Here is a 20,586-nt window from a genome sequence, read left to right as displayed (position 1 = left end):
AGCCTGGGGAATATGCCCCTGAGCCCGCAAGAGCGTCAAGAGTTCCTCGCGCAGCCGCACGTCGCGGCGTTCGCGGTGGCCGCGGGTACCGGCCGTGGCCCGCTGACCGTCCCGATCTGGTACCAATACAGCCCCGGCGGCGAGATCTGGGTCCTGACCGGCCCGGAGTCGCAGAAGATGCGCTACCTCCGGGAGACCGGCCGCTTCAGCCTGATGGTGCAGCAGGTCGAGCCCACAGTCCGATATGTGAGTGTGGAGGGCCCGGTAACCCGGACCGCCCCGATGACCGACGAGCAGCACCGCGAGATGGCCGCGCGGTATCTGCCCGCCGAATCGGTCGACGGCTACCTGAAGGCGGCCGAGGCCTTCGGTGAGCAGGTCGCGGTTTACCTGCGGCCGGAGCACTGGCTGTCGGCCGATCTGGGGGACCCCAGCGCGTTCTAATATCTGCCCTGCAGGTACTCGACGAGGTGCTCGCGTTCGGTCGCCAATTCGGAGATCGCGCTCTTGACCACGTCGCCGATGCTGACGATGCCGACCAGCCTGCCCTCGTGTACCACGGGCAGGTGCCGGATGCGATGGTCGGTCATGGTGCGGCGCAGACCGTCGACCCGGTCGTCGGGTGCGCAGGTGCGCACCGCGGAGGTCATGATCGCCGACACCGGTGTGTCCAGCAGCTCCGCGCCCCGCGCGTGCAGACTGCGCACCACGTCGCGCTCGGAGACGATGCCCGCGATCGTGTCGCCGTCGGGGGAGACGACGACCGCGCCGATATTCCGCTCGGCCAGGGTGGCGAGCAGTGTGCGTACGGTCGTGTCGGGTGCGACCGTGGCCACGTCGCTGCCCTTCCTGCGCAGGATCTCCGAAATTCGCATATTTCACCATCCAGACGTCGGGGCACTACCAGGATCGCAAGTTCACGGCGCGGTGACCAGCACGAATCCGTTACAGGCCACGGTTCGGTCACGGTGGGCAGGTCAGAGCCTGCGCGCGACGCTGCGGTCCAGATCCCGGGCCAGCAGGGCGATCGCCGCCTGGGAGATGCCCGCCGAGGTCGCCAGGTCGACGGAGGTCAGCTGGGCGATGCGGCGCAGGCGATAGTCGACGGTGTTCGGGTGCACGTAGAGCTGGCGGGCGGTGAGCTGCCGGTTCATGTCGTTGCCGAGGTAGGCGCGCATGGTGTCGAACAGCTCGGGGTGGGCGTCGAGCGGGTCGAGGATGGTCGCGATCCGCCGGGTGGCCGGGCCGCTGCGGGTGAGCTGGTATTCCACGGCCAGATCCGACATCTGGTAGAGGCCGGGCGGCCGGACGCCGACGCGCACGAGATTGAGCAGCTCGTGCGCTTGATCGGCCGATTCGGGGATCTGATCGGTGTCGGTCGGCACGACGGTCGCGGTGAGCGGCACCTCGGCGGCAGCGGCAAGCAGCTCGAGCGTCGTGCCGGTGAGGACCGGCTCGGCCTCGTCGCCCAACGGGATGAGCAGCGTCCCTCCCTTGGCGCTGAGCAGGGCGAGTGCGCGGGAGGCGAACACGGTGGCCAGCTCGGACTGCAGCGCCGCAACTTGCGGCGCGCGGCCACGTTCCCGTCGACGCGCGGATCGCGCTCGTCCGGATGTTCCGGAATCGACAGGGCCACAACCTGATAGGCCTCCGCGATCGGAATGCCGGTCTGCCGCGCCAGAGCCGAGCTGCCGCGACCGCTGAGCAGTGCCGAGGCGAGCGTCTGCGTCGCCGTCTGATGCTCCTTGGCGACCAGGTGCTGTTCGTCGACGTAGGCATCCGACACCGCCGCGGTGATCGCCTCGAGCAGTTCGAGAAGCAGATCGGCGGCGACCAGCACCTCGTCGACGTCGTCGGCCGCGGCAGGCGCGGTGACCAGACCGAAGGCGATGCGCAGTCCCTCGTGATAGGCGCGCAGGATCGTGCTCAGCGGCACGGCCTCGCGCGCCCAGCGAGCAGCGGCCGCGCGGACCGGGCCGAGCTGGTGCTCGTCCGGTACGGTACGCCGGTCGAACATCTCGGCAGCGAGGTTCAGGCAGCTGCGGGTGAGTTTCGTGACGTCACCGCGTAATTGCTCGCCGGGCAGGGTGCGGCAGGGAGCCATGACGTTTTCGAAGTATCCGACCATGTGCGACGCTACGCTCTCGGCGTTCAGCAAGGGCACCGAAGCCGGCTGTCCGCCGATTTCCAGCACCGGGTCGGACGAGTCGGGGGACAGATCCAACGCGGAGTAGGTCATTACGAGTTCGCTCCCAATGCCACGCCGGGCGTGCGAGAAATCGCGCCCGGGTCGATCGATCACTATACGAAAGGGCCGTGTGCACGGGGAGTGATCTGTGAGATCGTCTGGGAGCCGGACGCATTCCGCGATGACGCTTCTTCGGTCGTGGTGCCGCATCTCGAAGCGCTACCGGCCGGTCACGGCGCCGGAGTCGGCTTCACCTGCGGCGAGGGCTCTTGCGTGCCTGCCGAGGCAGGGTTACTCGTCGTCCAGCCCCGCTGACAGGTAGGCGGCGGCGGCCAGCCATTGCCTGCACTGCGGACCGTGGACTTCGTGGGTGTAGAGAATGTCGCGGGCCTGCCGGTAGGTGAGGCCGCGGGGCTCGACCCCGCAATCGGAGAGGGCGAACTCGGGCGCTGCCGAGTACTGGCGCAAGGGTTCGGCGCCGGCCCCTTCGATGACGGCAACCCGGCGGGGCGTTCGAAATGGCTCGATCATTCGACTACCCCTCGCGTCCGACATGCGGCGGGGAGGCCGAAGTGCTGGTGACGCAAGCTCGAACTCCCTGCGTACCTCCCCGATTTCGAGTTCGAGTCTATGCCTCCGTCACTTACAGATGCAAGTACATCTGCACGATCGGTCGGAGAAAAAAACGGCGGCGGCCGCCGGCGCGAGACCGGCGACCACCGCTGTGCCGCTTACGGTTTGATGTTCAGGGGCCTTACGGTTTGCGGGCTACCGCTCCGTAGGCGGAGATCGGCCGGGTCTCACCGACCTCGGTGTCGCCCGAGCGCCACTGCGTGATGGACACGAAGCCGGGGTCGACGAGTTCCAGACCGTCGAAGACGGCCTTGATCTGAGCCTGCGGACGGGGGACGTAAGGAGTGCCGCCGGTGCCGGTGTAGTTCTCGCACAGGGTGACATACGCCTTGCTGTCGTCGGTGCCGTCCCACATCACCAGGTAGCTGCCCGACGGCACCGCATCCAGCACGGTGTGCACGATGCGCAGCAGATCGTCGTAGGTCTTGGCATGGCCGAGCACGCCCATGAACATCACGGCGACGGGCTCGTTGAAGTTGAGGACGTGCTTGGCGTCGTTGACGATCCGCTCGGGATCGTGGTAGTCGGCGTCGATGTAGGTGGTGACGCCTTCGGGTGTGGTGCTGGTGAGTAGCGCTCGCGCGTGGGTGAGCACCAGGGGGTCGTTGTCCACGTAGACGATCCGGGACTCGGGCGCGACGGTCTGGGCGACCTCGTGGGTGTTCTGCATGGTGGGCAGGCCGGTTCCGATGTCGAGGAACTGACGGATGCCCATCTCGCCCGCGAGGTAGCGCACCGCGCGGATGAGGAACTGGCGCGACTGCACCGCCATGGTGGTGATGTCCGGATCGACCTCGATGCCGGCGTCGCCTGCGATGCGGTCGATCTCGTAATAATCCTTGCCGCCCATCCAGTAGTTCCAGATCCGCGCGGAGTGGGGGATGTCGGTCCGGATGAGGGGGCTGTGGTCTTCGGGCATGGGGTGGTACTCCTCGGCAATAACGTGTCCGCGACACTGCCGTGCGGGTGGGTGCGTGGGGGCGTCGCGAATGACTGGTGCATCCGATGTGCACTGCGACACTACAAGATTCGAACTCGTCCAGCGGGGTGGATCGGGGAGCTGATCTCGCTGTTCTCGAGGCGAGGCAACGGCGTTTCACATCGCCGCCCTGATGCCTCCGGTCTGCGAGCGCACGGAGGGCGAACTTCGTGCTATCGTCCGGTGTTGGTGCAAATGCAAGAACGTTTGAACGTGCATATGCACGAACCGAATCGCCTAACTGCGGTAACCGAGGAGTGGGGAAGATGTCGGATACGTCCACCAACGAGATCATCGGAACTTGGCGTAAGAGTTCCTTCAGTAATCCGAGCGGCAACTGCGTCGAGGTGGCCGAAACGGCCAACGGCCAGGTGGCGGTGCGGAACTCGCGGGACCCGGAGGGTGGGTTCCTCGTCTACACGCGTCCGGAGATCGACGCGTTCGTCCGCGGCGCGAAGGCCGGGGAGTTCGACTATTTGACTAGCTGAGCGGTAACATTAGCGGTCGGTACGGTGTGTTTCGCGACAGGTGGTTGTGACACACTGTGGGCAACCCCCGGAGTATCGGAGACGAACTCGATGATCGCTGAACCCGATGACGATGGTCATGTGCAATCCGTTGTCGCGGAACGTGGTCCGACCGTGCTACGCATCGCACTGGGCGGCCAGCTGCGCAAGCTCCGGGAGAAGAGGAACATCACCCGCGAGGCGGCGGGCGATGCGATCCGCGGATCGCACGCCAAGATCAGCCGTCTCGAGCTCGGCCGTACCGGCTTCAAGGAACGTGACATCCGCGACCTGCTGACCCTGTACGGCGTCCACGATCCCGAGGAGCGCGAGTCGTTCCTCGAATTGGCCAGGCAGGCCAACGAACCCGGTTGGTGGCATCGCTACAGCGACCTGCTGCCGCAGTGGTTCGGTACCTACCTCGGTCTGGAACAGGCCGCGAACAAGATTCGCACCTACGAGTCGCATCTCGTTCCCGGCCTGCTGCAAACACCCGAATACGCCAGGGCGGTCGTGGCGCTCGGGTACGAGGACGTCGATACGGAGCGGCGGGTCGCGGTACGTCAGCGCAGGCAGGAAATTCTCTTCCGCTCGGATCCTCCGGTGGTCTGGGCGGTGCTCGACGAAGCCGCGCTGGTGCGACCGGTGGGTGGCCCGGAGGTGCATCGGGAGCAGATGTTGCACCTGGTCCGGCTGGCGAAGCTGCCGAACGTGACGATCCAGGTACTGCCGTTCACCGCGGGCGAGCACGCCGCGGCGGGCAGCTCCTTCAGTATTCTGCGTTTCGCCGAGCCGGAACTGCCGGACATCGTGTACCTCGAACAGCTGACCAGCGCGCTGTATCTCGAACGGCGACAAGACCTGGCGCTGTACCTGTCGGTGATGGACCGGCTCAGCGTGCAGGCCGAGCGTCCGGAGAAGTCGATCGAGATCATGGAGAAGTACGCCGAGGGGCGCTGAGATCGCGCGATAGCGTCTCGCGGCCGGGAAAACCCCGATACGCCGAACGGCCATCTCCGGAATCGGAGATGGCCGTTCGGTTGTGCTGTACAATTGCTAAGCGGCGGTGGCGCGGAAATGGTGTCTATCCGCGCCCGGCGTCGGCGGCATCGTTGTGGCTACGCGCCTGCGCCGGACGACGCGACAAAAGTGCTCGTGGCACAAAGCATTCAGCTATCCGCCGGTGCTCGGGCGGCGGGGCTCGGGCCTACTGCCTGATGAAGCTGGAGGCAATTCGCCAGAATGTCGCGGGTTGCAATGTCTCGAGATCCCAATCGTCGGCCATCGCGTGCGCGGTGGTGACGATCCGGTCGATATCGAAATCGTGCCGAGTTGCCGCCCCGGTGGATTCGACGGCATCGATGACGTATGCCACGGCGGTTTCTCGGGAAAATGCGGTATTGCTGTGGCCGCTGCGGGCCGTCGATGTGCTCATATGTCTACCGTTCGCTGGCTGGTCGGCCAGTGCGGTGTCGGTTGATCCGAACCGACCGCCGGTAAGTGGTAGTTCCATTCGAACGCCCCTGCTTGTCCGGCGGCGGCAAACCCACGGCGGCTTCGGCCTTCGGCTCGCCCACGCGGCCTTCCCTGGTGGTCCCCTGTAAAGCGTTGCGGGACCGAGTTTATGCCGCTGTACCTTTCAGATGCAAGCACATCTGCACGATCGATTGCACGTGCGCAGTGCGTATTTCGAGGCCGGAAGTTTGCGGATGTGGTGCCCGGCGCCGGTATTTCAGTCGCGGGCGAATAGGACGTCCGTGCTGTAATCGATCTGTGTACCCGGCTCGACGAATTGGTCCGCTGCGGCCCGCCAGGCCAGAAAATGTTCGGTGAAACGGTGCGCTTCCGCTGCCTCGTCATCGGTGTAGAGCTGGTAGAGGAAGAATCGGTGCGGATCGACCCGATCAGCGCAGATGTCGAAGCGCAGACAGCCGGGCTCGGTCCGTACGGAGGCTTCGGCGCTGCGGGATATGGCCGCGAGGAACTCGGCGCGAGAGCCGGGACGGATCTTCATCGAGACGATTCGACTGAACACGGTTGTTCTCCCATCGTGACCGTTGCGGTCGATCGGCAAGGGCGGTGGCGAGCGAAACGACAGCTCAGTCGGCCAGTTGCGCTATTGCCTGGCTAATCGGATCGCCGCCGGAAACGAGTTCGAGTGTCAGCTCGAAGGTGTGCGCGGCGGGCAGCAGTCCGGCCAGTACGGCCGCGACGTCGGCGCGGGGGACCTCGCTGCGCTGGACCGGGGGCGGGGCCAGAGTCACCAGTCCGGTGCCCGGAGCATCGACCAGCCGGCCGGGGCGCAGGATGGTCCAGTCGAGAGCTCTGCTGCGCAGATCGTTCTCGGCCTCGGTCTTGGCATCTAGATACGCCGCCCACACCTCGTCGGAACCGGGAGCGGGCGACCCGCCCGCGCCCATCGTGGAGATCTGCAGGAAACGGCGCACCCCGGTTCGCTCGGCCGTCTCGGCCAGCCGGACGGAGCCGCCCAGATCGACGGTGTATTTACGTTCGACGCCGCTGCCCTGCCCCGCGCCCGCGGCGAAAATCGCCGCGTCGCAGCCTTCCACGACCTCCGCCAGTTCGTCGGTGGCCGCGTGCTCCAGGTCGCACAGCACCGGCTCGGCTCCGGTGACGCGCACCTCGTCCGCGTGCTCGGGATTGCGGATCAGGGCGGCGACCTCGTGGCCGTTCGCGGTGAGCACGGGGGCCAGCAGCAAGGCGATCTTCCCGTGTCCGCCTGCGATGACGACGCGCATGGATCGCTCCTTCCGGTCGGGGCGGCGCCCGCGCTCAGCGCTCGGGGCCGCCGGGATTGCAGTGCGCTTCGACGGTGGCCGGATAGCCGACCGCCGGGCGCCAAGGTTCCAGGTTCCAGCTCGGCTTGTTCGGCTGGACCAGCCGTGCCCACGCCCAGTGACAGATGAACTGATCGCGCATGCCGGGTGCGTCGGCGTCCGCCGACCGGTCCACGACTTCCCGCCACGCCCGTTCGTCCGAGCCGGGGAAGGTGGTCTGCCGACCGGCCTGCGTGGGGAAGACGAGCAGTCGCGGGCCGTCGATCGTCTCGGTCCAGGTGACGTCCTCGATCAGCGGCTGCCCCGCGTACGGGTCGACGGACGGTATCGCGGCCTGCGCTGTCGTGATCGGCGACGCCGAGGCGCTGGAGGTGGTCGTGTGGTCGATATCCGCCGACGGCGCGGACGAATCGGCACCGCAGGCGACCACCGAGGCAAGCAGGCACGTCGCGAGGAGCGCGGCCGCGCGACGCCGGGTGACGAGGCGATGCGGGTACCGCTGCGCCACGGTCGAGCCTCCTGTGTTCTCCTCGGCACCGCTTTCCGGCGTGATCACCCGAGCCTAGCGAGCCGGGGCGGCTCCGGCGAGACTCCCCGGCCGCGCCACCGAATGTGGTGGCTTGCCGGTGCGGCTCCGGCTGGGGATAGTCGGTCGGTGCGGTGTGGACGGATCATGGTGGGGGCGGCGGGCGTCGTGGTCTCGGTGACGGTCGCGTTGGCCGGGCCCGCGGCCGCTCGGGTGGGCGAGGCGCCGGGCACCGTGACGGACCTGATGGAGCTGGCGGGGCGGCTGCGTGTGGCGGGGGCGACGACCGCCGAGCGGCTGACCTATTGGTCGCGTGGCCCGCGTGGGCCGATGCAGAGCACCGGAGTGCTGTATCTGCCCGAAGGCTCTGCGCCGCAGGGAGGTTGGCCGATCATCGCCTACGCGCACGGCACCTCGGGGATCGCCGACGAGTGCGCGTTCACGCTGCAACCCCGGGACTACTACCTCACGTCGGTGTACCCGGACCTGCTGCGCGCGGGATACGCGGTCGTGATCTCCGACTATGTCGGTCTCGGCACCCCCGGCGTGCATCCCTATCTGGACGGTCCGGCCCAGGCTCGCAGCATCATCGACGGCGTACGCGCCGCACGGGCGGTCGCACCCTCGCTCGGCACACACTGGGCGGTGTTCGGCCAGTCGCAGGGCGGGCACGCGGCGCTGTTCACCGCCCACCTCGCACCCGCTGACGCGCCCGAACTCGATCTGCGCGGTGCCGCCTCGACCGGGACGCCGTCGAACCTGGACGCGCTTTTCCCGCTGGCCGGGCCCTGGCTGCCGCGACTGCCGCTGCAGAAGACGACGACCTACTTCGGCATGCTGCTGGCCGGATTGCGCGCCAGTGCACCGGAGCTGGACATCGACAGCTACCTGACGCCGGTGGGCCGGGACGTCCTGCGCATCGTGGAGGCGGATTGCGCCGCCGAGGCGGACGCGCAGGTGGCGAGTATCGGCATCGGCGCCATGCTGTCGCGACCCTTGGACGATCCGGCGTTGCTGGCCGCGGTGCGCGCGATGTTGCGGGTGCCGACGAGCGGCTACTCCGTTCCGCTGTATCTCGGCCAAGGGCTGACCGATCTGGAGGTGCCCGCGCCGTTGACGCTCGAGCTGATCGCGCAGTTGCGCGCCTCCGGCACCGATCTGCGGGTGGGCTGGTACCCCGGCGATCATCTGGGCGCGGCGCGGGAAGCGTTTCCCGACGCGCTCGCTTTCCTGCGCGGCGTGCTCGATCGGCCCTGACCTCGCGTACTCAGCGCCAGAGCGACCGGCACGGTAGCCTGCGCAGGCCGGGACGGACCTGGGCGTCGACGGTGACGGTGAGCCCGGCGTGTGCGGCGGCCGAGGTGAACTCCCACGCTTCGGTCCTGGTCGCGGCGTATTCCAGGACCAGCGCGTCCTCGGGGGTGGAGCCGTCGAAGTAGACGGTGATCCGCCGGGTCGGCGGATCCTGGGTGTCGTCGCGGTCGGCGAATCTGCGCGCAGTGCCGTCCATGCCACCGTCTCCTTCCCACCGGCTCGGCAGCCGTGCCGGTGGATCCGACGGTAGAGGGCCGCCACTGTTGAGAACATGTTCCAAGTTATCGGCTGGAAATGTCACAGAACGGACGCCGGGCGGTCGGGTACAGTCACCAGCCGGGGCGCGCGACCGCCACAGGCCGTGCACCCGAAACTTGTGAATTGTCAACATGATCGCGTCGGGTGGTGCTCGGCGCAGGTGATGTTGCCGAGGATGAGTACAGCGTTGGACGATTCAGGAGGCACACGTCGATGAGTCAGGGCCCACGTTCGTTGGGTGGGGGAGTGGGACGACGGCGTCTCGCACGTGCGATCGGAGCGATGGCCGCGGGCCTGGTGCTGGTCGCGAGCATGGCCGGTGCGGCAACCAGCGCGCCGCTGTACCCCGAACCCGATCCGGATCCCTTCTACGCGACACCCGCGGATATCGCCGACCGCAAGCCGGGTGACGTGATCGCGACCAGGGTGATGCCGCCGCTGGCGATCTTCCCGGAGACCACGGTGACCGTGGTCCGGTTCCGGTCGACCAGTTCGGAGGGTAAACCGATCGCAGCGACCACCACGGTGCTGACGCCCAAGGCGCATCGCACCGACGGGCCGCTGCTGTCGTTCCAGCACATCATCAACGGACTCGGCTCGGAGTGCTCGGTCTCCCGGGTGCTCTACACCGGTGACCCGAACCTGGTCGTGCGGGAAGCGCCGGGCTGGAACGTGCTGCTGGCGCGCGGCTGGAGCGTCGCGCTGCCCGATCACCTGGGCCCGAATTTCGCCTACGGCGCCGCGAAGCTCGGCGGGCAGATCACCCTCGACGGGATACGCGCCGTCAAGCAGGTCGGCGAACTCGGGGTGCAGCGCAGCCCGGTGGCGATGGTCGGGTATTCCGGCGGCGGGATGGCCACCGCGTGGGCGGCCGCCCTGCAACCGAAGTACGCCCCGGAGCTCGACATCGCCGGCGCGGCCATGGGCGGCGTGCCGATGAATCTCGTGAAGATGCTCGAAGGGCTGGGTTTGAACCCGCACCCGGTGTTCGGGCTCGCGTTCGCCGCCGGATTCGGGCTGGAGCGTGAGTATCCGACTCGCTTCCCGCTCAGCGAGCAGTTGAACGAGCGGGGGCTGGCCGCCCGCGCGCAGATCGCCAACAGCTGCACCAACGACATCCTCTCGACCGGCGCCGGCCGCGGTGCGCTGGACTTCGCCAAGACGACCTCGATGATCAACGACGACACCGCGCGCGCCGTGGTCGAGGAGAACAGCCTCGAGCTCTACGACGGCGTGCCGAAGATGCCGGTATTCGAATGGCATTCGCCGATCGACGGTCTCATCCCGATCGACGCGGTGGTCAACACCGACAAGCGGTGGTGTGCGGCGGGCGCCAGGGTGCAGGCCGAGCAGATTCCGGTTCCGGACCATCTGACCGCGGCGGTGCTGGGCATTCCAGCGGCGCTGACCTGGCTGGACGCCCGCTTCCGAGGGGAGCCCGCGCCGAGCAATTGCTGAGCGACGAATACGCGACCGGCCGAGCCGGGACCCGTTCTCTGGATACGGGTCTCGGCCCGGTTGTTGCGATATGGATACGCGACAACACAACTCGGATGCTTTACTGCCTCCAGCCGTGGCCGCTGACGTAGCCTGACGTCCTGGCTCCCGGTCTGACAGGGGCCCGATTCGGGGGTCGAAGGCCAGTGCGCCCGGGTGCCAGACGACGTTGCCGTTCGCACCCGAAGGCGTGTGCCATGAGAATCTCGCGTGCCATTGCTGTGGCTTTGCTCGCCGCCGGATCGGCCCTGGCCGTCCCCGCTGCCGCGGAGCCCGCGCCCGCCCCACCGCCCGGCGGGCTCCTGCCCGGGCTGCAACAACTCATCGATCAGGTCATCCCGCCGCCGCCGATCGCGCCGCCGCCGGAGCCGAGTTCGCCCGCGCACGAGGCGACTACGCTGTCGCCGTCGCTGGCGGCGCTGCGCTCGGCCGCCCTGCCGTCGGCTGTCGGCGATCCGATGTTCGACCTGCGCCCGGCGAATCTCGACGAACTGTCCGAGGGGCAGGTCATCGAAATCCGTGACGTGAGCCCGACCACCGCGCCGTTGATGCTGATGCCCGTTCAGCGGGCGCTCCTGATGAAGTACCGCACGACGGACGCGCACGGCGCGCCGTCGTACGCCACGGCGACTCTGGTCGTTCCCGCCGCACCGTGGCCGGGACCGGGGCAGCGGCCGGTGGTGGTGAACAACCTGCCCATCGACGCCCTCGGCCGTACCTGCACGCCCGGATACACTCTCGCGCACGGGCTCAACCCGGACACCAGCTTCACCGATTTCCTGCCACCCACGACGCACGTGGCGGCGCTGCGCGGTTACGCCGTGCTGATCCCCGACCACGAGGGCCCGTCGATGGCCTACGCCGAGCCGATCGTGGCGGGGCACGCGGTGCTGGACTCGATCAGGGCGGTGCGCGGTCTGTTGCCGGAGGAGTTCGGCGCCGCGAAGTTCGGGCTCGCGGGGTATTCCGGCGGAGCGATCGCGACGCACGGCGCGGTGAAGCTGATCGACGGCTACGCACCGGAATTGACGAGCGTGATCGTCGGCGCCGCACTCGGCGGGGTGCCCGCCGACTTCGAGCTCCTGGCGCGCAGCATGAACGGCAACCTCGCCTCGGCCGTGTTCATGGGCGCGGTCTTCGGGATCGGCCGCGAGCGGCCGGAGATCCTGGCCGGGATGAACCATCTCGCCCAGTGGGTCGCCACCTCACCGGTGAAGAACATGTGCGGCAGCAGCTACGGCGCGATCGGTGTGCTGATGCTGCCGATCGACATCGCCGCGAACTTCCCCGATCCGCTGCACTCGGCGCTGGCCGCGGACATCTATCGGGTGACGAAGATGGCCGGCATGAGGTCGGCGACTCCGCTGTACGTCTACAACGGCGAGCAGGAGTTCTGGATCCCGGCCGAGGGTGCGCGCAATCTCTACGCGGAGCAGTGCCGCCTGGGGGTGCCCGCGGTGTACCGCAGTGTGCTCGGCGAACACATCATCGCGGGTGCGCTCGGCTATCCGGAAGCCATGGTCTGGCTCGACGACAGGCTGCAGGGAGTCCGGGCGCCCGACGAGTGCTGACCGGTTGACGGCGCGGTGAGGGCTCCGGTTAACACCGTGCGCCCGCGAGTGCGATCAACACGTGTCCCCTTCGGTTCGTATGCCCAGATCTGGCTATTGTGCTGTGCGGTGTCGTCGCCGCTTCGGTACGGTGGGCCGGTCCGGGCGGGGTAACGCCCGAATTCCCGAGAGAGGCACATGAGCGACATCACGACCACCGCGTCCGAGCAGGCCAAGGCACTGGTGGGGCGGCACTACCGCCTGACCGACCCGTACGAGGTGGGTCGGGAGAAGATCCGGGAGTTCGCGCGAGCGCTGCAGGACGGCCATCCGGCGCACCGGCACGAAGACGCCGCCGGGGGCCTGGGCTTCGACGGACTCGTCGCGCCGCTGACGTTCTCCTCGATCATCCTCATGTTGATGCAGCGCAAGATGTTCGAGTCCGTGCTCACCGGGTACGACCTCGGCCAAGTGCTGCAGACCGAGCAGTCGATCGAGGTGCACCGGCCGATCGTCGCGGGCGACGAGGTGCGGTGCGACTCCTACATCGAGTCGTTCCGGCAGTTCGGTGACAAGGACTTCATGGTCACCAAGAACGTGCTGAGCAATCAGCACAAGGAGGTGTTGCAGACCGCGCACACCACCGCGGTGGCGCAGACCGGAGTCGAGCTCGCCGCCGATCTGCGCGCGGCGGTCGATGGCGTGATCATGACCGGGCAGTCGGCCGCCGACCGCGCGGACGCGGCGGCCGCGCGCCTGGCCGACGACGACGGCGGGCTGGTCGAGAGCTTCGATGAGCCGGCGCAACCGGACACGGCCGCCGAGCCGCGCACGCCGCGTACCCTTCCCGCTTTCGAGGACTTGTCCGTCGGCATGGAACTCGCCCCGCGCACGGTGCTGGTGTCCCGTGGTGATCTGGTGAACTACGCCGGTGTGTCGGGCGATTCGAATCCGATCCACTTCAGCGACGAGGTCGCACGTAGCGCCGGTCTGCCCGACGTGGTATCGCACGGTCTGCTGACGATGGGCCTCGGCGCCGGATATCTCACCTCGTGGCTCGGTGATCCCGCCGCTGTGACGCGGTACGGGGTGCGGTTCGCCGGGTTCGCCCCGGTCCCCGCGACCAAGGCCAGCGCGATCGAATTCCACGGCCGGGTCAAGCAATTGGATCCGGATCGCCGCGCGGCCACCATCGCGTTGACGGCGACCTGCGGTGACCGGAAGCTGTTCGGTCGCGCGACGGCGGACGTGCTGCTGCGCTGAACCGGGCGGCCGCCGTGGCCTCGCCCTCGTCCGGAGAGGTGGGGCCGGTGCCGTCGGAATCACGCGGTGATGCGGCTCGGTCGAAGAGCTGTACGCCCGGTATCGCGTTCGCGCCCAGAGAAGTTCAGCGCTGCGCCCGCCTGAGAACCGGTGGCTTCGCGGCACCTGGGTTTCGCGCGTACTGGGAGTATGTTGGTGCAGGCGGGCGAAGTCGGCCTGCGGCACAGCGCTGTGCGCGACGTCGGGTGACTGCCGCCGGCAGCCAGTGAAGTGCTCGCTATCCCGTGCATGATCTTGCGGATGTGCTTACACCTGCGCATTCGCGTCGTCGGCGATGACTCGGTGCTGGAGTGTGGGCAGTGCACATGCAAGACTGCGTACATGCGTGCTTCGGTAGTGCGGCCTCAAAACGAAACCACCGCTCGTGCAACGGCTCCCGCCGCCGAGGGCGGCCCGACCGCCTTGCGGATGATCCTCGGCGGGCGGATGCGGCGGCTGCGGGAGGCATGCGGCATCTCGCTCGAGGAAGCGGGCGAGGCGATCCGCGGCTCGCACTCCAAGATCAGCCGATTGGAATTGGGGCGCACCGGTTTCCGGGAACGGGATCTGGTGGACCTGCTCGCGCTGTACGGCGTCACCGACGAGGAGGAGTGCGCGGAGTTCAAGCGGCTGGCGAAGCAGGCGAACACCTCGGGATGGTGGCATCGCGACGCCGACTGGCTGCCGAAGTGGTTCGACACCTACCTCGGGCTGGAGCAGGCCGCCCAGCTCATCCGCTGCTATGAGCCGCGGGTCGTCCCGGAGTTGCTGCAGACCCCCGACTACGCTCGCGCACTGTTCGTGCTCGCGCATCCGCACGAGGACGAGGAGTCGATCGAGCGGCGCGTTGCCCTGCGGATGCGCCGCCAGGAGATCCTGACCAGACCCGATCCGCCCCAGCTGTGGCTGATCGTCGAGGAGGCGGCGCTGCGGCGCAGGATCGGCGGCTCGCAGGTGTGGCTGGCCCAGCTCGAGCACCTGCTGCGGGCCGCGGAGGCGCCGAACATCACGGTGCAGGTGCTCGCCGATCATGTCGGCGGCCCGGCGCTGGCCGACGGCGCGTTCGCCATGCTGCGCTTCGCCGAGGCGGATCTGCCCGACATCGTGTATCTCCAGCAGCTCACCGGCGCGCTGTACCTGGACAAGGACGCCGATCTCGCCGCCTACCGCGCCGTGGCGAATCTGCTGTCGGTGCACGCCGCGCCGCCCGAGTACACCCGCGACCTCATCGCGGCGTTGCGCGAGCGCGAGCCGCGTATCGTGGAGCTGCCGTCCGGCCACGCCTGACCGTCGGGCGCGGTGACGAGCCCGGCGCAACCACGAATACCCAGCGGTACAGGGACTTTCGTCCATAGATAACGACTGGGTGAACATGGCAGACTCGGGGCATGCGTCCTTCGAAGGAACGACAGGCGAGCGATTCTCCCGGGCCCGGCGGTCATGCGGTGTCCGGCGGCGGGCCGACGGTCCTACGCATGGTCCTCGGCGGCAGGCTGCGCCGCCTACGCGAGTCGCGGAATATCACCCGCGAGGCGGCCGGTGACGCCATACGCGGGTCGCATTCGAAGATCAGCAGGCTCGAACTCGGGCGCACCGGCTGCCGGGAACGGGATCTGGTCGACCTGCTCGACTTCTACGGGGTGACCGATCCCGCGGAACGGGAGCGCTACCTGGAACTGGCCAGGCAGGCCAACGCGTCGGGGTGGTGGGCGCGGGACAACGACTGGCTGCCGAAATGGTTCGACACCTACCTCGGGCTGGAACAGGCGGCGCGCCTGATCCGCAGCTACGAACCGCGAGCGGTCCCCGAACTGCTGCAGACGCCGGAGTACGCTCGCTCGCTGCTCACCCTGTCGCATCCGGGGGAACCGGAGGATTCGATCGAACGGCGTGTCGCGCTGCGCATGCGCAGGCAGGACATCCTCGCCGGTCCGCACCCGCCCCAGCTGTGGATGATCATCGAGGAGGCCGCGCTGCGCCGCAGGATCGGCGGTTCGACCGTCTGGCGCGCCCAGCTCGACCGCGTGCTGCGCGCGGCCGCTCAGCCGAACATCACCATCCAGATCCTGGCCGACCATGTCGGCGGCCCCGCCCTCACCGACGGCGCGTTCACCATCTTGCGTTTCGCCGAGGCGGATCTGCCCGACATCGTCTACCTTCAGCAGCTGACCAGCGCGCTGTATCTGGACAAGATCGCCGACCTGGATGTGTACTACGCCGCCTTGAACCAACTTTCGCTGCTGGCCCCTTCTCCGCAGCATTCCCCGCAACTGCTCCAGGTCTTGCGCGACGGCGTGCCGCCGACGGTCGACGAACCGGTGGACCACTCGCGAGGGTGACCGGATCGCGCCCCGCGGCACGCCGCATTCACGCGCCGGAGAGAACTCCCTCGCCGCCCCGCACCCCGCACGGTCCATCGTGGATTCAGCGCGCCCGAATCGGGCATTTCCTGTGCGAGATGATCCGCATGCCGGGGAAAGGGCCGAATATTGTCCCATTGGGACAATAGGGGGTAAGCTGTGTGTATGAGCGACGACGGTGTCGGTCTGGACGGCCGTCGGCTGCGCACTCGGCGCAGCCGCGAGGCGTTGTCGCGCGCGGCGTTCGACCTGCTCACCGAGCGGGGGCTGGAAGCGGTGGCCGTCGAGGACATCGCGGTGCGGGCCGGTGTCACCCGGCGCACGTTCAGCAGGCATTTCGCCTCCATCGAGGAGGCGATTCTGGGTGATGTCGATCAAGACGTCCACCTGTTCAACGACGCGCTGCGCCGCCGTCCGCCGGGTGAGCCGCCCCTGACCGCCTACCGCAACGCCGTCCACGACTGGTTCGCCACCGAGTACGGCGGCGCGCGCGCGTCCCTGCTGGCCCGTCGCTGGGCTTTGTTCCAGCGCTTCGAGGACGAACCCGAACTGTTCGCCGGCTATCAGCGCATCCGCATCGATGGGCAGCGCGAATCGGTCCGGATCATCGCGGCGCGGCTGGGGGTGGATCCGCTGACGGATCCGCGTCCGGCGGTCGCCGTAGGCGCCGGCGCGGGCATCCTGCTGGCGGCGCTGCAGAGCTGGGCCGCGGGCCCGGATCCGATGGGTCTGCCCGGCCTCGTCGAAGAGTTCTTCGACACCCTCGTCACCCTCACCACCGAATTCCGTAACGAGGAGTCACCGTCATGTCTACCGGGTCGGTGAACATGTACCGCCGCACGTGCCGCCGCGTCGGCCTGGATCGAAATCCGCTGCGCCGCAGGGAAGACCGTGTGCAAACCGGGTTCGCGGTCCTGCTGGCCCTGGTGTTCCTGATCATCGTGCCCGTGCTGGCGGTGACCGTCGGCGGCCGGGTGTACCGGGTGGAGACGGCCGCGGTGCAAGCCGAGACGGCGCGGTTGCATCAGGTCGACGCGACGGTGATCGAAACCGGGAAGGCGCCGCTGTACGCGCCGGTGGTGCCCGCGCGCGTGTCCTGGAAAGACGCCGACGGCGTGACCCACACCGGCGACTATCAGTCGACCACGGTGGTGGAGCCGGGTTCCGCCGTGCCGATCTGGCTGAACGAGCGCGGTGCGATCGTCGAGCCGCCCTCGTCGTCCCAGCCTGCCAGCAAAGCGGTCATGCTCACCGCGGGTGCGGTGCTCGGCGTCTCGATCGTGCTCGCGGGAAGTTACCTGCTGCTACGCCGCGGACTCGATCGGCGGCGGCTGCGCCGGTGGGAAACCGAATGGGTGGCCGCCGACCTCACCTGGGGGCACGGCTGAGCCTTGGTGCGGCGTGCCCGCCGGGCGAGGGTAGGGATCAGGCGCAGCGGGCACGTCGCGTGCCGGGGCGGCAACGCGGCGAACGAAGCGGCCCGGCACTGACCTTGAGATTAAGGCATCGGCGTGCCGGGCGGCCCCGTTCGGCACGGATCGTCGGAGATCCCATCACATAGATCCGGTTACGTTGTGACGCAACATAACCGGAGCCGGGGTCGTCTCACACCGGGAAGAGGCTGTGCTTGCGCGGGTTGGGCTCGGCGCTCGCCTCCTTCTCGCGCAGCAAGCGCAGCGCGCGACGGATCTCCAGTCTGGTCCGCGATGGCTCGATCACCGCATCGATGTAGCCGCGCTCGGCGGCGATCCACGGCGTGGCCACCGTGGCGTTGTACTGCTCGATCATGTAGTCGCGCACCGCCGCGCGTTGCTCGGGGGGCACCTGGGCGATCTGCCGCTTGCCGACGATGCTCACCGCGCTCTCGGCGCCCATCACGGCGATGCGCGCCGTCGGCCAGGCCAGGCTGACGTCGGCGCCGAGTTGCTTGCAGCCCATCACGGCGTAGCCGCCGCCGTAGGCCTTGCGGACCACGACGGTGACGATCGGGACGGTCGCCTCGATCACCGCGCGGAAGAACCGCCCGCCGCGTTTGATCACCCCGCTGCGCTCCTCCTCCACCCCGGGCAGCACACCGGGGGTGTCCACGACGAAGATCAGCGGCAACCCGAAGACATTGCACAAGCGGATGAAATGCGTTGCTTTGTCCGAGCATTTGGCGTCGATCGCGCCGCCGAGCACCAGGGGCTGGTTCGCGATCACCCCGACGCTGCGCCCGTCCACCCTGGCGAAGCCGGTGATCAGGTTCTGCGCGGTGGCCGCGCTGATCTCGTGGAAGTCACCGTCGTCGAACAGGCGCAGCAAGATCTCGTGCATGTCGTAGCCCTGCCGATCGGAATCGGGAACGATCGAGTCCAGTTCCAGGTCGTGCGGCGTGACCTGAGGCTCCAGCCCAGGGTTGACGATCGGGCCGGGTTCCAGGCAACTCGACGGCAGATAGCTCAGATAGGTCCTGGCCCAGTCGAAAGCGTCCTGCTCGGTAGCGGCGACGTGGTGGACGGTGCCGGTGGCGGCCTGCGCCTGCGCGCCGCCCAGCTCCTCCATGGTCACCTCCTCGCCGGTGACCTCCTTGATCACCTCGGGGCCGGTGACGAACATGTACGACTTCTCGGTCGCGATCAGGACGTCGGTGTTCACCGGTGCGTAGACCGACCCGGCCGCGCATTTGCCCAGCATGATCGATACCTGTGGTACGAAACCCGACAGCCGTTCCTGGCGGCGGCTCATCAGCGCGTACCACGCCAGCGAGGTGACCGCGTCCTGGATGCGGGCGCCACCGGAGTCGTTGATCGCGACGACCGGGCAGGCATTCGTGGTGGCGAAATCCAGTGCGGCGGCGACTTTGCGGCCGAACATCTCACCCACCGAGCCGCCGAAGACGGTCTGATCGTGCGCGATCACCACGACGGGCCTGCCGTCGATCCGGCCGCGCCCGGTGACCACGCCGTCGCCGTACATGGCGCCCGGGGTGCCCGGCTGGCGCACCAGCGCGCCGATCTCCACGAAACTCCCGGGGTCGAGGAGTGCGCGCACCCGCTCCCGCGCGCTGGGAATGCCCTTGCTCTTGCGCTTCGCGATGCCGTTCTCGCCTGCGGGCTCCTCGGCCAGCTCCAGGATCGCCCGCAGCTCGTCCAGCTTCTCTCGCGTACCGCTCATATGTGGTGTAGCCCTTCGAAACTCGTCGCGACACCGTACGGCAGCGCGGCGCTCGATGCTATCGGCGCCGCGATCCGCTGCACAGTGGTTCGGAAGATCTCATGGAACAGCTCACAGGTTTGCCTTTCGATCCCACGGTTCATAGCACGCGCCGGACCGGTCGGCCGCGACGACACGGACTGTGCGACGTCCCAATCGTGGCCGTGAGCGTCGATGAACCGTCCTCACAGCGTCGAAGGGGACTTCTCAGGCCGGTGCCCACGGATCTAGGGTGAACTCGACGCAGCGCCGGAAATGCGCGGACGGCGCTGCGTCACATACTCCGCAGATCGGTGGGCCCGCGACGGCCCGGGCGCCGGATTCGAAAATCGCGGTGCCGGAGTGGTTCTGTCCGTGCCGGACGCCGTCGGCCTCGATCCGTTCGAAAAGCTTGTGATCGTGCCCAACCGGTCGGTCGACCACTGATGACTTACCCGATTCGGCGCGACATATCTCGATTCCATCACGATCCGTCGCTAACCTTCGGAAGGCATGATGGGCAGGCAGCCGAGAACGAGTACCGAGACGTTGACATCGAAACTCGTCGAACACCTCGCCGAGCGCGTCGGCCACGACGCCTCCGGCGACGTCGCGAGCACCGCGCGAAACTGTTTGGCGGCCGCCGCCGAACTGCTGGCGCCGCGTCCGGCGCACGCGGCGTCGCGACCCCCGGAGATCGCCGGTTTCGCCTCGCGCTGGGCGCGGGAGGGCATCGCGCTGGAAACGGTGCTCGGCGCGTATCACGACGAAATACGCAACGGGCTGGAATTGCTCGCAGACGATGCCGCCGACGAGCGGACCGACCATTTTCTCGCGGGTGCGCGACTGGCGATCCACGTCCTGGAAATGGTGACGGTGGCGGCGTCGACCGCTTACGTGGACGAGCATCGCGCGGTCGCGCGGGAACATCAGACCGCCGCCCAGACGCTGGTCTCCGCATTGCTGGGCGGGCACGCGGTCGGCGAGCTCGCCAGGGCGACCGGCATTCCGATCGCACGGTCCTATCAGGTCGTGGCGCTGGGCATTCCGGCGCACCCGGACGAGCGAAGACCCGTCACGGGCACGGACGCGGCCCGGCGCAAACTCCGGCGGGTCCAGGCCGCGCTGGCCGATCCGCTAGGCTCACGGGCGTTGTCGGTGCTGTCCGCCGCCGGCGGCACGGTGCTGGTGCCGATCGATGACGTGCCCGCCCGCACCGGAACGTTCAGCATGACCCCTGACGTGCTGGCCATCGTCGGTGAGGCCGCCGAGGTGCCGTTGACCGCCGCCGTGGCCACCGGGCGCACCGCGCGCATTCCCGAATTGGCCGGGCGCGCCCACGATCTGCTGGACCGGTTGCGGGCGGCGGGCAGGCCCCCTGGGCTGTACGGGGTGGCCGACGCGGGCGACATCGCGGGTTGTGAACTGCCCCAGCCGGGTCATATGACCATCGTCACCTCGCCCAACGATCACGTAATCGGCCGTTCGGCTTGAAATTTCG

General features: G+C 68.2%; 22 protein-coding genes and 1 pseudogene. 12 read left to right on the top strand and 11 right to left on the bottom strand.

What is annotated here, in order from left to right; translation table 11 throughout:
• The first annotated feature begins 12 nt into the window (after positions 1-12).
• Positions 13-444: a pyridoxamine 5'-phosphate oxidase family protein gene (locus tag NG1_RS01965; protein WP_062967367.1), complete on the top strand. Its 432-nt coding sequence runs from the start codon at positions 13-15 to the stop codon at positions 442-444.
• On the opposite strand, the gene NG1_RS01960 is transcribed toward NG1_RS01965, so the two are convergent.
• From NG1_RS01960 to NG1_RS01945, 5 genes and pseudogenes are all read right to left on the bottom strand, one after another.
• Entirely contained in the window at positions 441-875 is a 435-nt protein-coding gene (locus NG1_RS01960) for a CBS domain-containing protein (RefSeq protein ID WP_040866584.1), read from the bottom strand. The genes NG1_RS01965 and NG1_RS01960 overlap by 4 nt on opposite strands.
• Positions 876-977: 102 nt before the next feature.
• Entirely contained in the window at positions 978-1,532 is a 555-nt protein-coding gene (locus tag NG1_RS38020) for a PucR family transcriptional regulator (protein WP_245659755.1), read from the bottom strand.
• 260 nt (positions 1,533-1,792) lie between these two features.
• Positions 1,793-2,104: pseudogene (locus NG1_RS39300) on the bottom strand (RsbRD N-terminal domain-containing protein); the annotation flags it as partial.
• A gap of 375 nt (positions 2,105-2,479) precedes the next feature.
• Entirely contained in the window at positions 2,480-2,719 is a 240-nt protein-coding gene (locus NG1_RS01950) for a hypothetical protein (RefSeq protein WP_062967365.1), read from the bottom strand.
• A gap of 223 nt (positions 2,720-2,942) precedes the next feature.
• Positions 2,943-3,740 carry an SAM-dependent methyltransferase gene (locus NG1_RS01945; RefSeq protein ID WP_174315388.1) on the bottom strand — a complete coding sequence of 266 codons (798 nt, stop codon included), beginning with the start codon at positions 3,738-3,740 and terminating at the stop codon, positions 2,943-2,945.
• Positions 3,741-4,066: 326 nt separating this feature from the next.
• Between NG1_RS01945 and NG1_RS01940 the strand changes: the two genes are divergently transcribed.
• Both NG1_RS01940 and NG1_RS01935 read left to right on the top strand, forming a co-directional pair.
• Positions 4,067-4,288: a DUF397 domain-containing protein gene (locus NG1_RS01940; RefSeq protein ID WP_040866650.1), complete on the top strand. Its 222-nt coding sequence runs from the start codon at positions 4,067-4,069 to the stop codon at positions 4,286-4,288.
• Between the two features lie 90 nt (positions 4,289-4,378).
• Entirely contained in the window at positions 4,379-5,266 is an 888-nt protein-coding gene (locus tag NG1_RS01935; RefSeq protein ID WP_062967363.1) for a Sco1979 family transcriptional regulator, read from the top strand.
• 247 nt (positions 5,267-5,513) lie between these two features.
• Here NG1_RS01935 and NG1_RS01930 read toward each other — a convergent pair whose 3' ends face one another.
• From NG1_RS01930 to NG1_RS01915, 4 genes are all read right to left on the bottom strand, one after another.
• On the bottom strand, positions 5,514-5,741 hold the full coding sequence (locus NG1_RS01930) for a hypothetical protein (RefSeq protein WP_040866587.1): 228 nt from the start codon (positions 5,739-5,741) through the stop codon (positions 5,514-5,516).
• Between the two features lie 297 nt (positions 5,742-6,038).
• A complete protein-coding gene (locus NG1_RS01925; protein WP_040866588.1) occupies positions 6,039-6,341 on the bottom strand; it encodes a putative quinol monooxygenase in 303 nt (100 codons plus the stop codon).
• A gap of 64 nt (positions 6,342-6,405) precedes the next feature.
• A complete protein-coding gene (locus NG1_RS01920) occupies positions 6,406-7,065 on the bottom strand; it encodes an SDR family oxidoreductase (RefSeq protein WP_062967361.1) in 660 nt (219 codons plus the stop codon).
• A gap of 34 nt (positions 7,066-7,099) precedes the next feature.
• On the bottom strand, positions 7,100-7,612 hold the full coding sequence (locus NG1_RS01915; RefSeq protein ID WP_062967727.1) for a DUF2599 domain-containing protein: 513 nt from the start codon (positions 7,610-7,612) through the stop codon (positions 7,100-7,102).
• Positions 7,613-7,777: 165 nt separating this feature from the next.
• Here NG1_RS01915 and NG1_RS01910 point away from each other — a divergent pair, with 165 nt between their 5' ends.
• Complete coding sequence (locus tag NG1_RS01910) at positions 7,778-8,887, top strand: alpha/beta hydrolase (RefSeq protein WP_062967359.1); 1,110 nt, start codon at positions 7,778-7,780, stop codon at positions 8,885-8,887.
• A 10-nt stretch (positions 8,888-8,897) separates the two neighbouring features.
• On the opposite strand, the gene NG1_RS01905 is transcribed toward NG1_RS01910, so the two are convergent.
• Entirely contained in the window at positions 8,898-9,140 is a 243-nt protein-coding gene (locus NG1_RS01905; RefSeq protein WP_040866591.1) for a hypothetical protein, read from the bottom strand.
• Between the two features lie 344 nt (positions 9,141-9,484).
• On the opposite strand from NG1_RS01905, the gene NG1_RS01900 reads away from it, so the two are divergent.
• From NG1_RS01900 to NG1_RS01870, 7 genes are all read left to right on the top strand, one after another.
• Complete coding sequence (locus tag NG1_RS01900) at positions 9,485-10,660, top strand: lipase family protein (RefSeq protein ID WP_062967357.1); 1,176 nt, start codon at positions 9,485-9,487, stop codon at positions 10,658-10,660.
• Positions 10,661-10,896: 236 nt separating this feature from the next.
• A complete protein-coding gene (locus NG1_RS01895) occupies positions 10,897-12,270 on the top strand; it encodes a lipase family protein (protein WP_062967355.1) in 1,374 nt (457 codons plus the stop codon).
• Positions 12,271-12,447: 177 nt separating this feature from the next.
• Entirely contained in the window at positions 12,448-13,512 is a 1,065-nt protein-coding gene (locus NG1_RS01890; protein ID WP_062967353.1) for a fused (3R)-hydroxyacyl-ACP dehydratase subunits HadA/HadB, read from the top strand.
• Between the two features lie 381 nt (positions 13,513-13,893).
• Positions 13,894-14,838 carry a Sco1979 family transcriptional regulator gene (locus NG1_RS01885; RefSeq protein WP_062967725.1) on the top strand — a complete coding sequence of 315 codons (945 nt, stop codon included), beginning with the start codon at positions 13,894-13,896 and terminating at the stop codon, positions 14,836-14,838.
• 101 nt (positions 14,839-14,939) lie between these two features.
• On the top strand, positions 14,940-15,890 hold the full coding sequence (locus NG1_RS01880) for a Sco1979 family transcriptional regulator (protein ID WP_245659752.1): 951 nt from the start codon (positions 14,940-14,942) through the stop codon (positions 15,888-15,890).
• A 186-nt stretch (positions 15,891-16,076) separates the two neighbouring features.
• Positions 16,077-16,736 carry a TetR/AcrR family transcriptional regulator gene (locus NG1_RS01875; RefSeq protein ID WP_062967349.1) on the top strand — a complete coding sequence of 220 codons (660 nt, stop codon included), beginning with the start codon at positions 16,077-16,079 and terminating at the stop codon, positions 16,734-16,736.
• Positions 16,718-17,299, top strand: a complete 582-nt coding sequence (locus tag NG1_RS01870) for an Rv1733c family protein (RefSeq protein ID WP_157113811.1) — start codon at positions 16,718-16,720, stop codon at positions 17,297-17,299. The genes NG1_RS01875 and NG1_RS01870 overlap by 19 nt, the downstream gene beginning before the upstream one ends.
• Before the next feature lie 217 nt (positions 17,300-17,516).
• Here NG1_RS01870 and NG1_RS01865 read toward each other — a convergent pair whose 3' ends face one another.
• A complete protein-coding gene (locus NG1_RS01865; RefSeq protein ID WP_062967345.1) occupies positions 17,517-19,067 on the bottom strand; it encodes an acyl-CoA carboxylase subunit beta in 1,551 nt (516 codons plus the stop codon).
• A gap of 567 nt (positions 19,068-19,634) precedes the next feature.
• Between NG1_RS01865 and NG1_RS01860 the strand changes: the two genes are divergently transcribed.
• Positions 19,635-20,579, top strand: coding sequence for an RsbRD N-terminal domain-containing protein (locus NG1_RS01860; RefSeq protein WP_245659751.1), 945 nt, complete (start codon positions 19,635-19,637; stop codon positions 20,577-20,579).
• Positions 20,580-20,586: the final 7 nt, after the last annotated feature.

The sequence above is a fragment of the Nocardia gamkensis NBRC 108242 genome (assembly GCF_001612985.1).
GTDB lineage: Bacteria > Actinomycetota > Actinomycetes > Mycobacteriales > Mycobacteriaceae > Nocardia > Nocardia gamkensis.
Note: the sequence above shows the minus strand (reverse complement) of the source record. Positions and strands in the feature narration are given on the sequence as shown.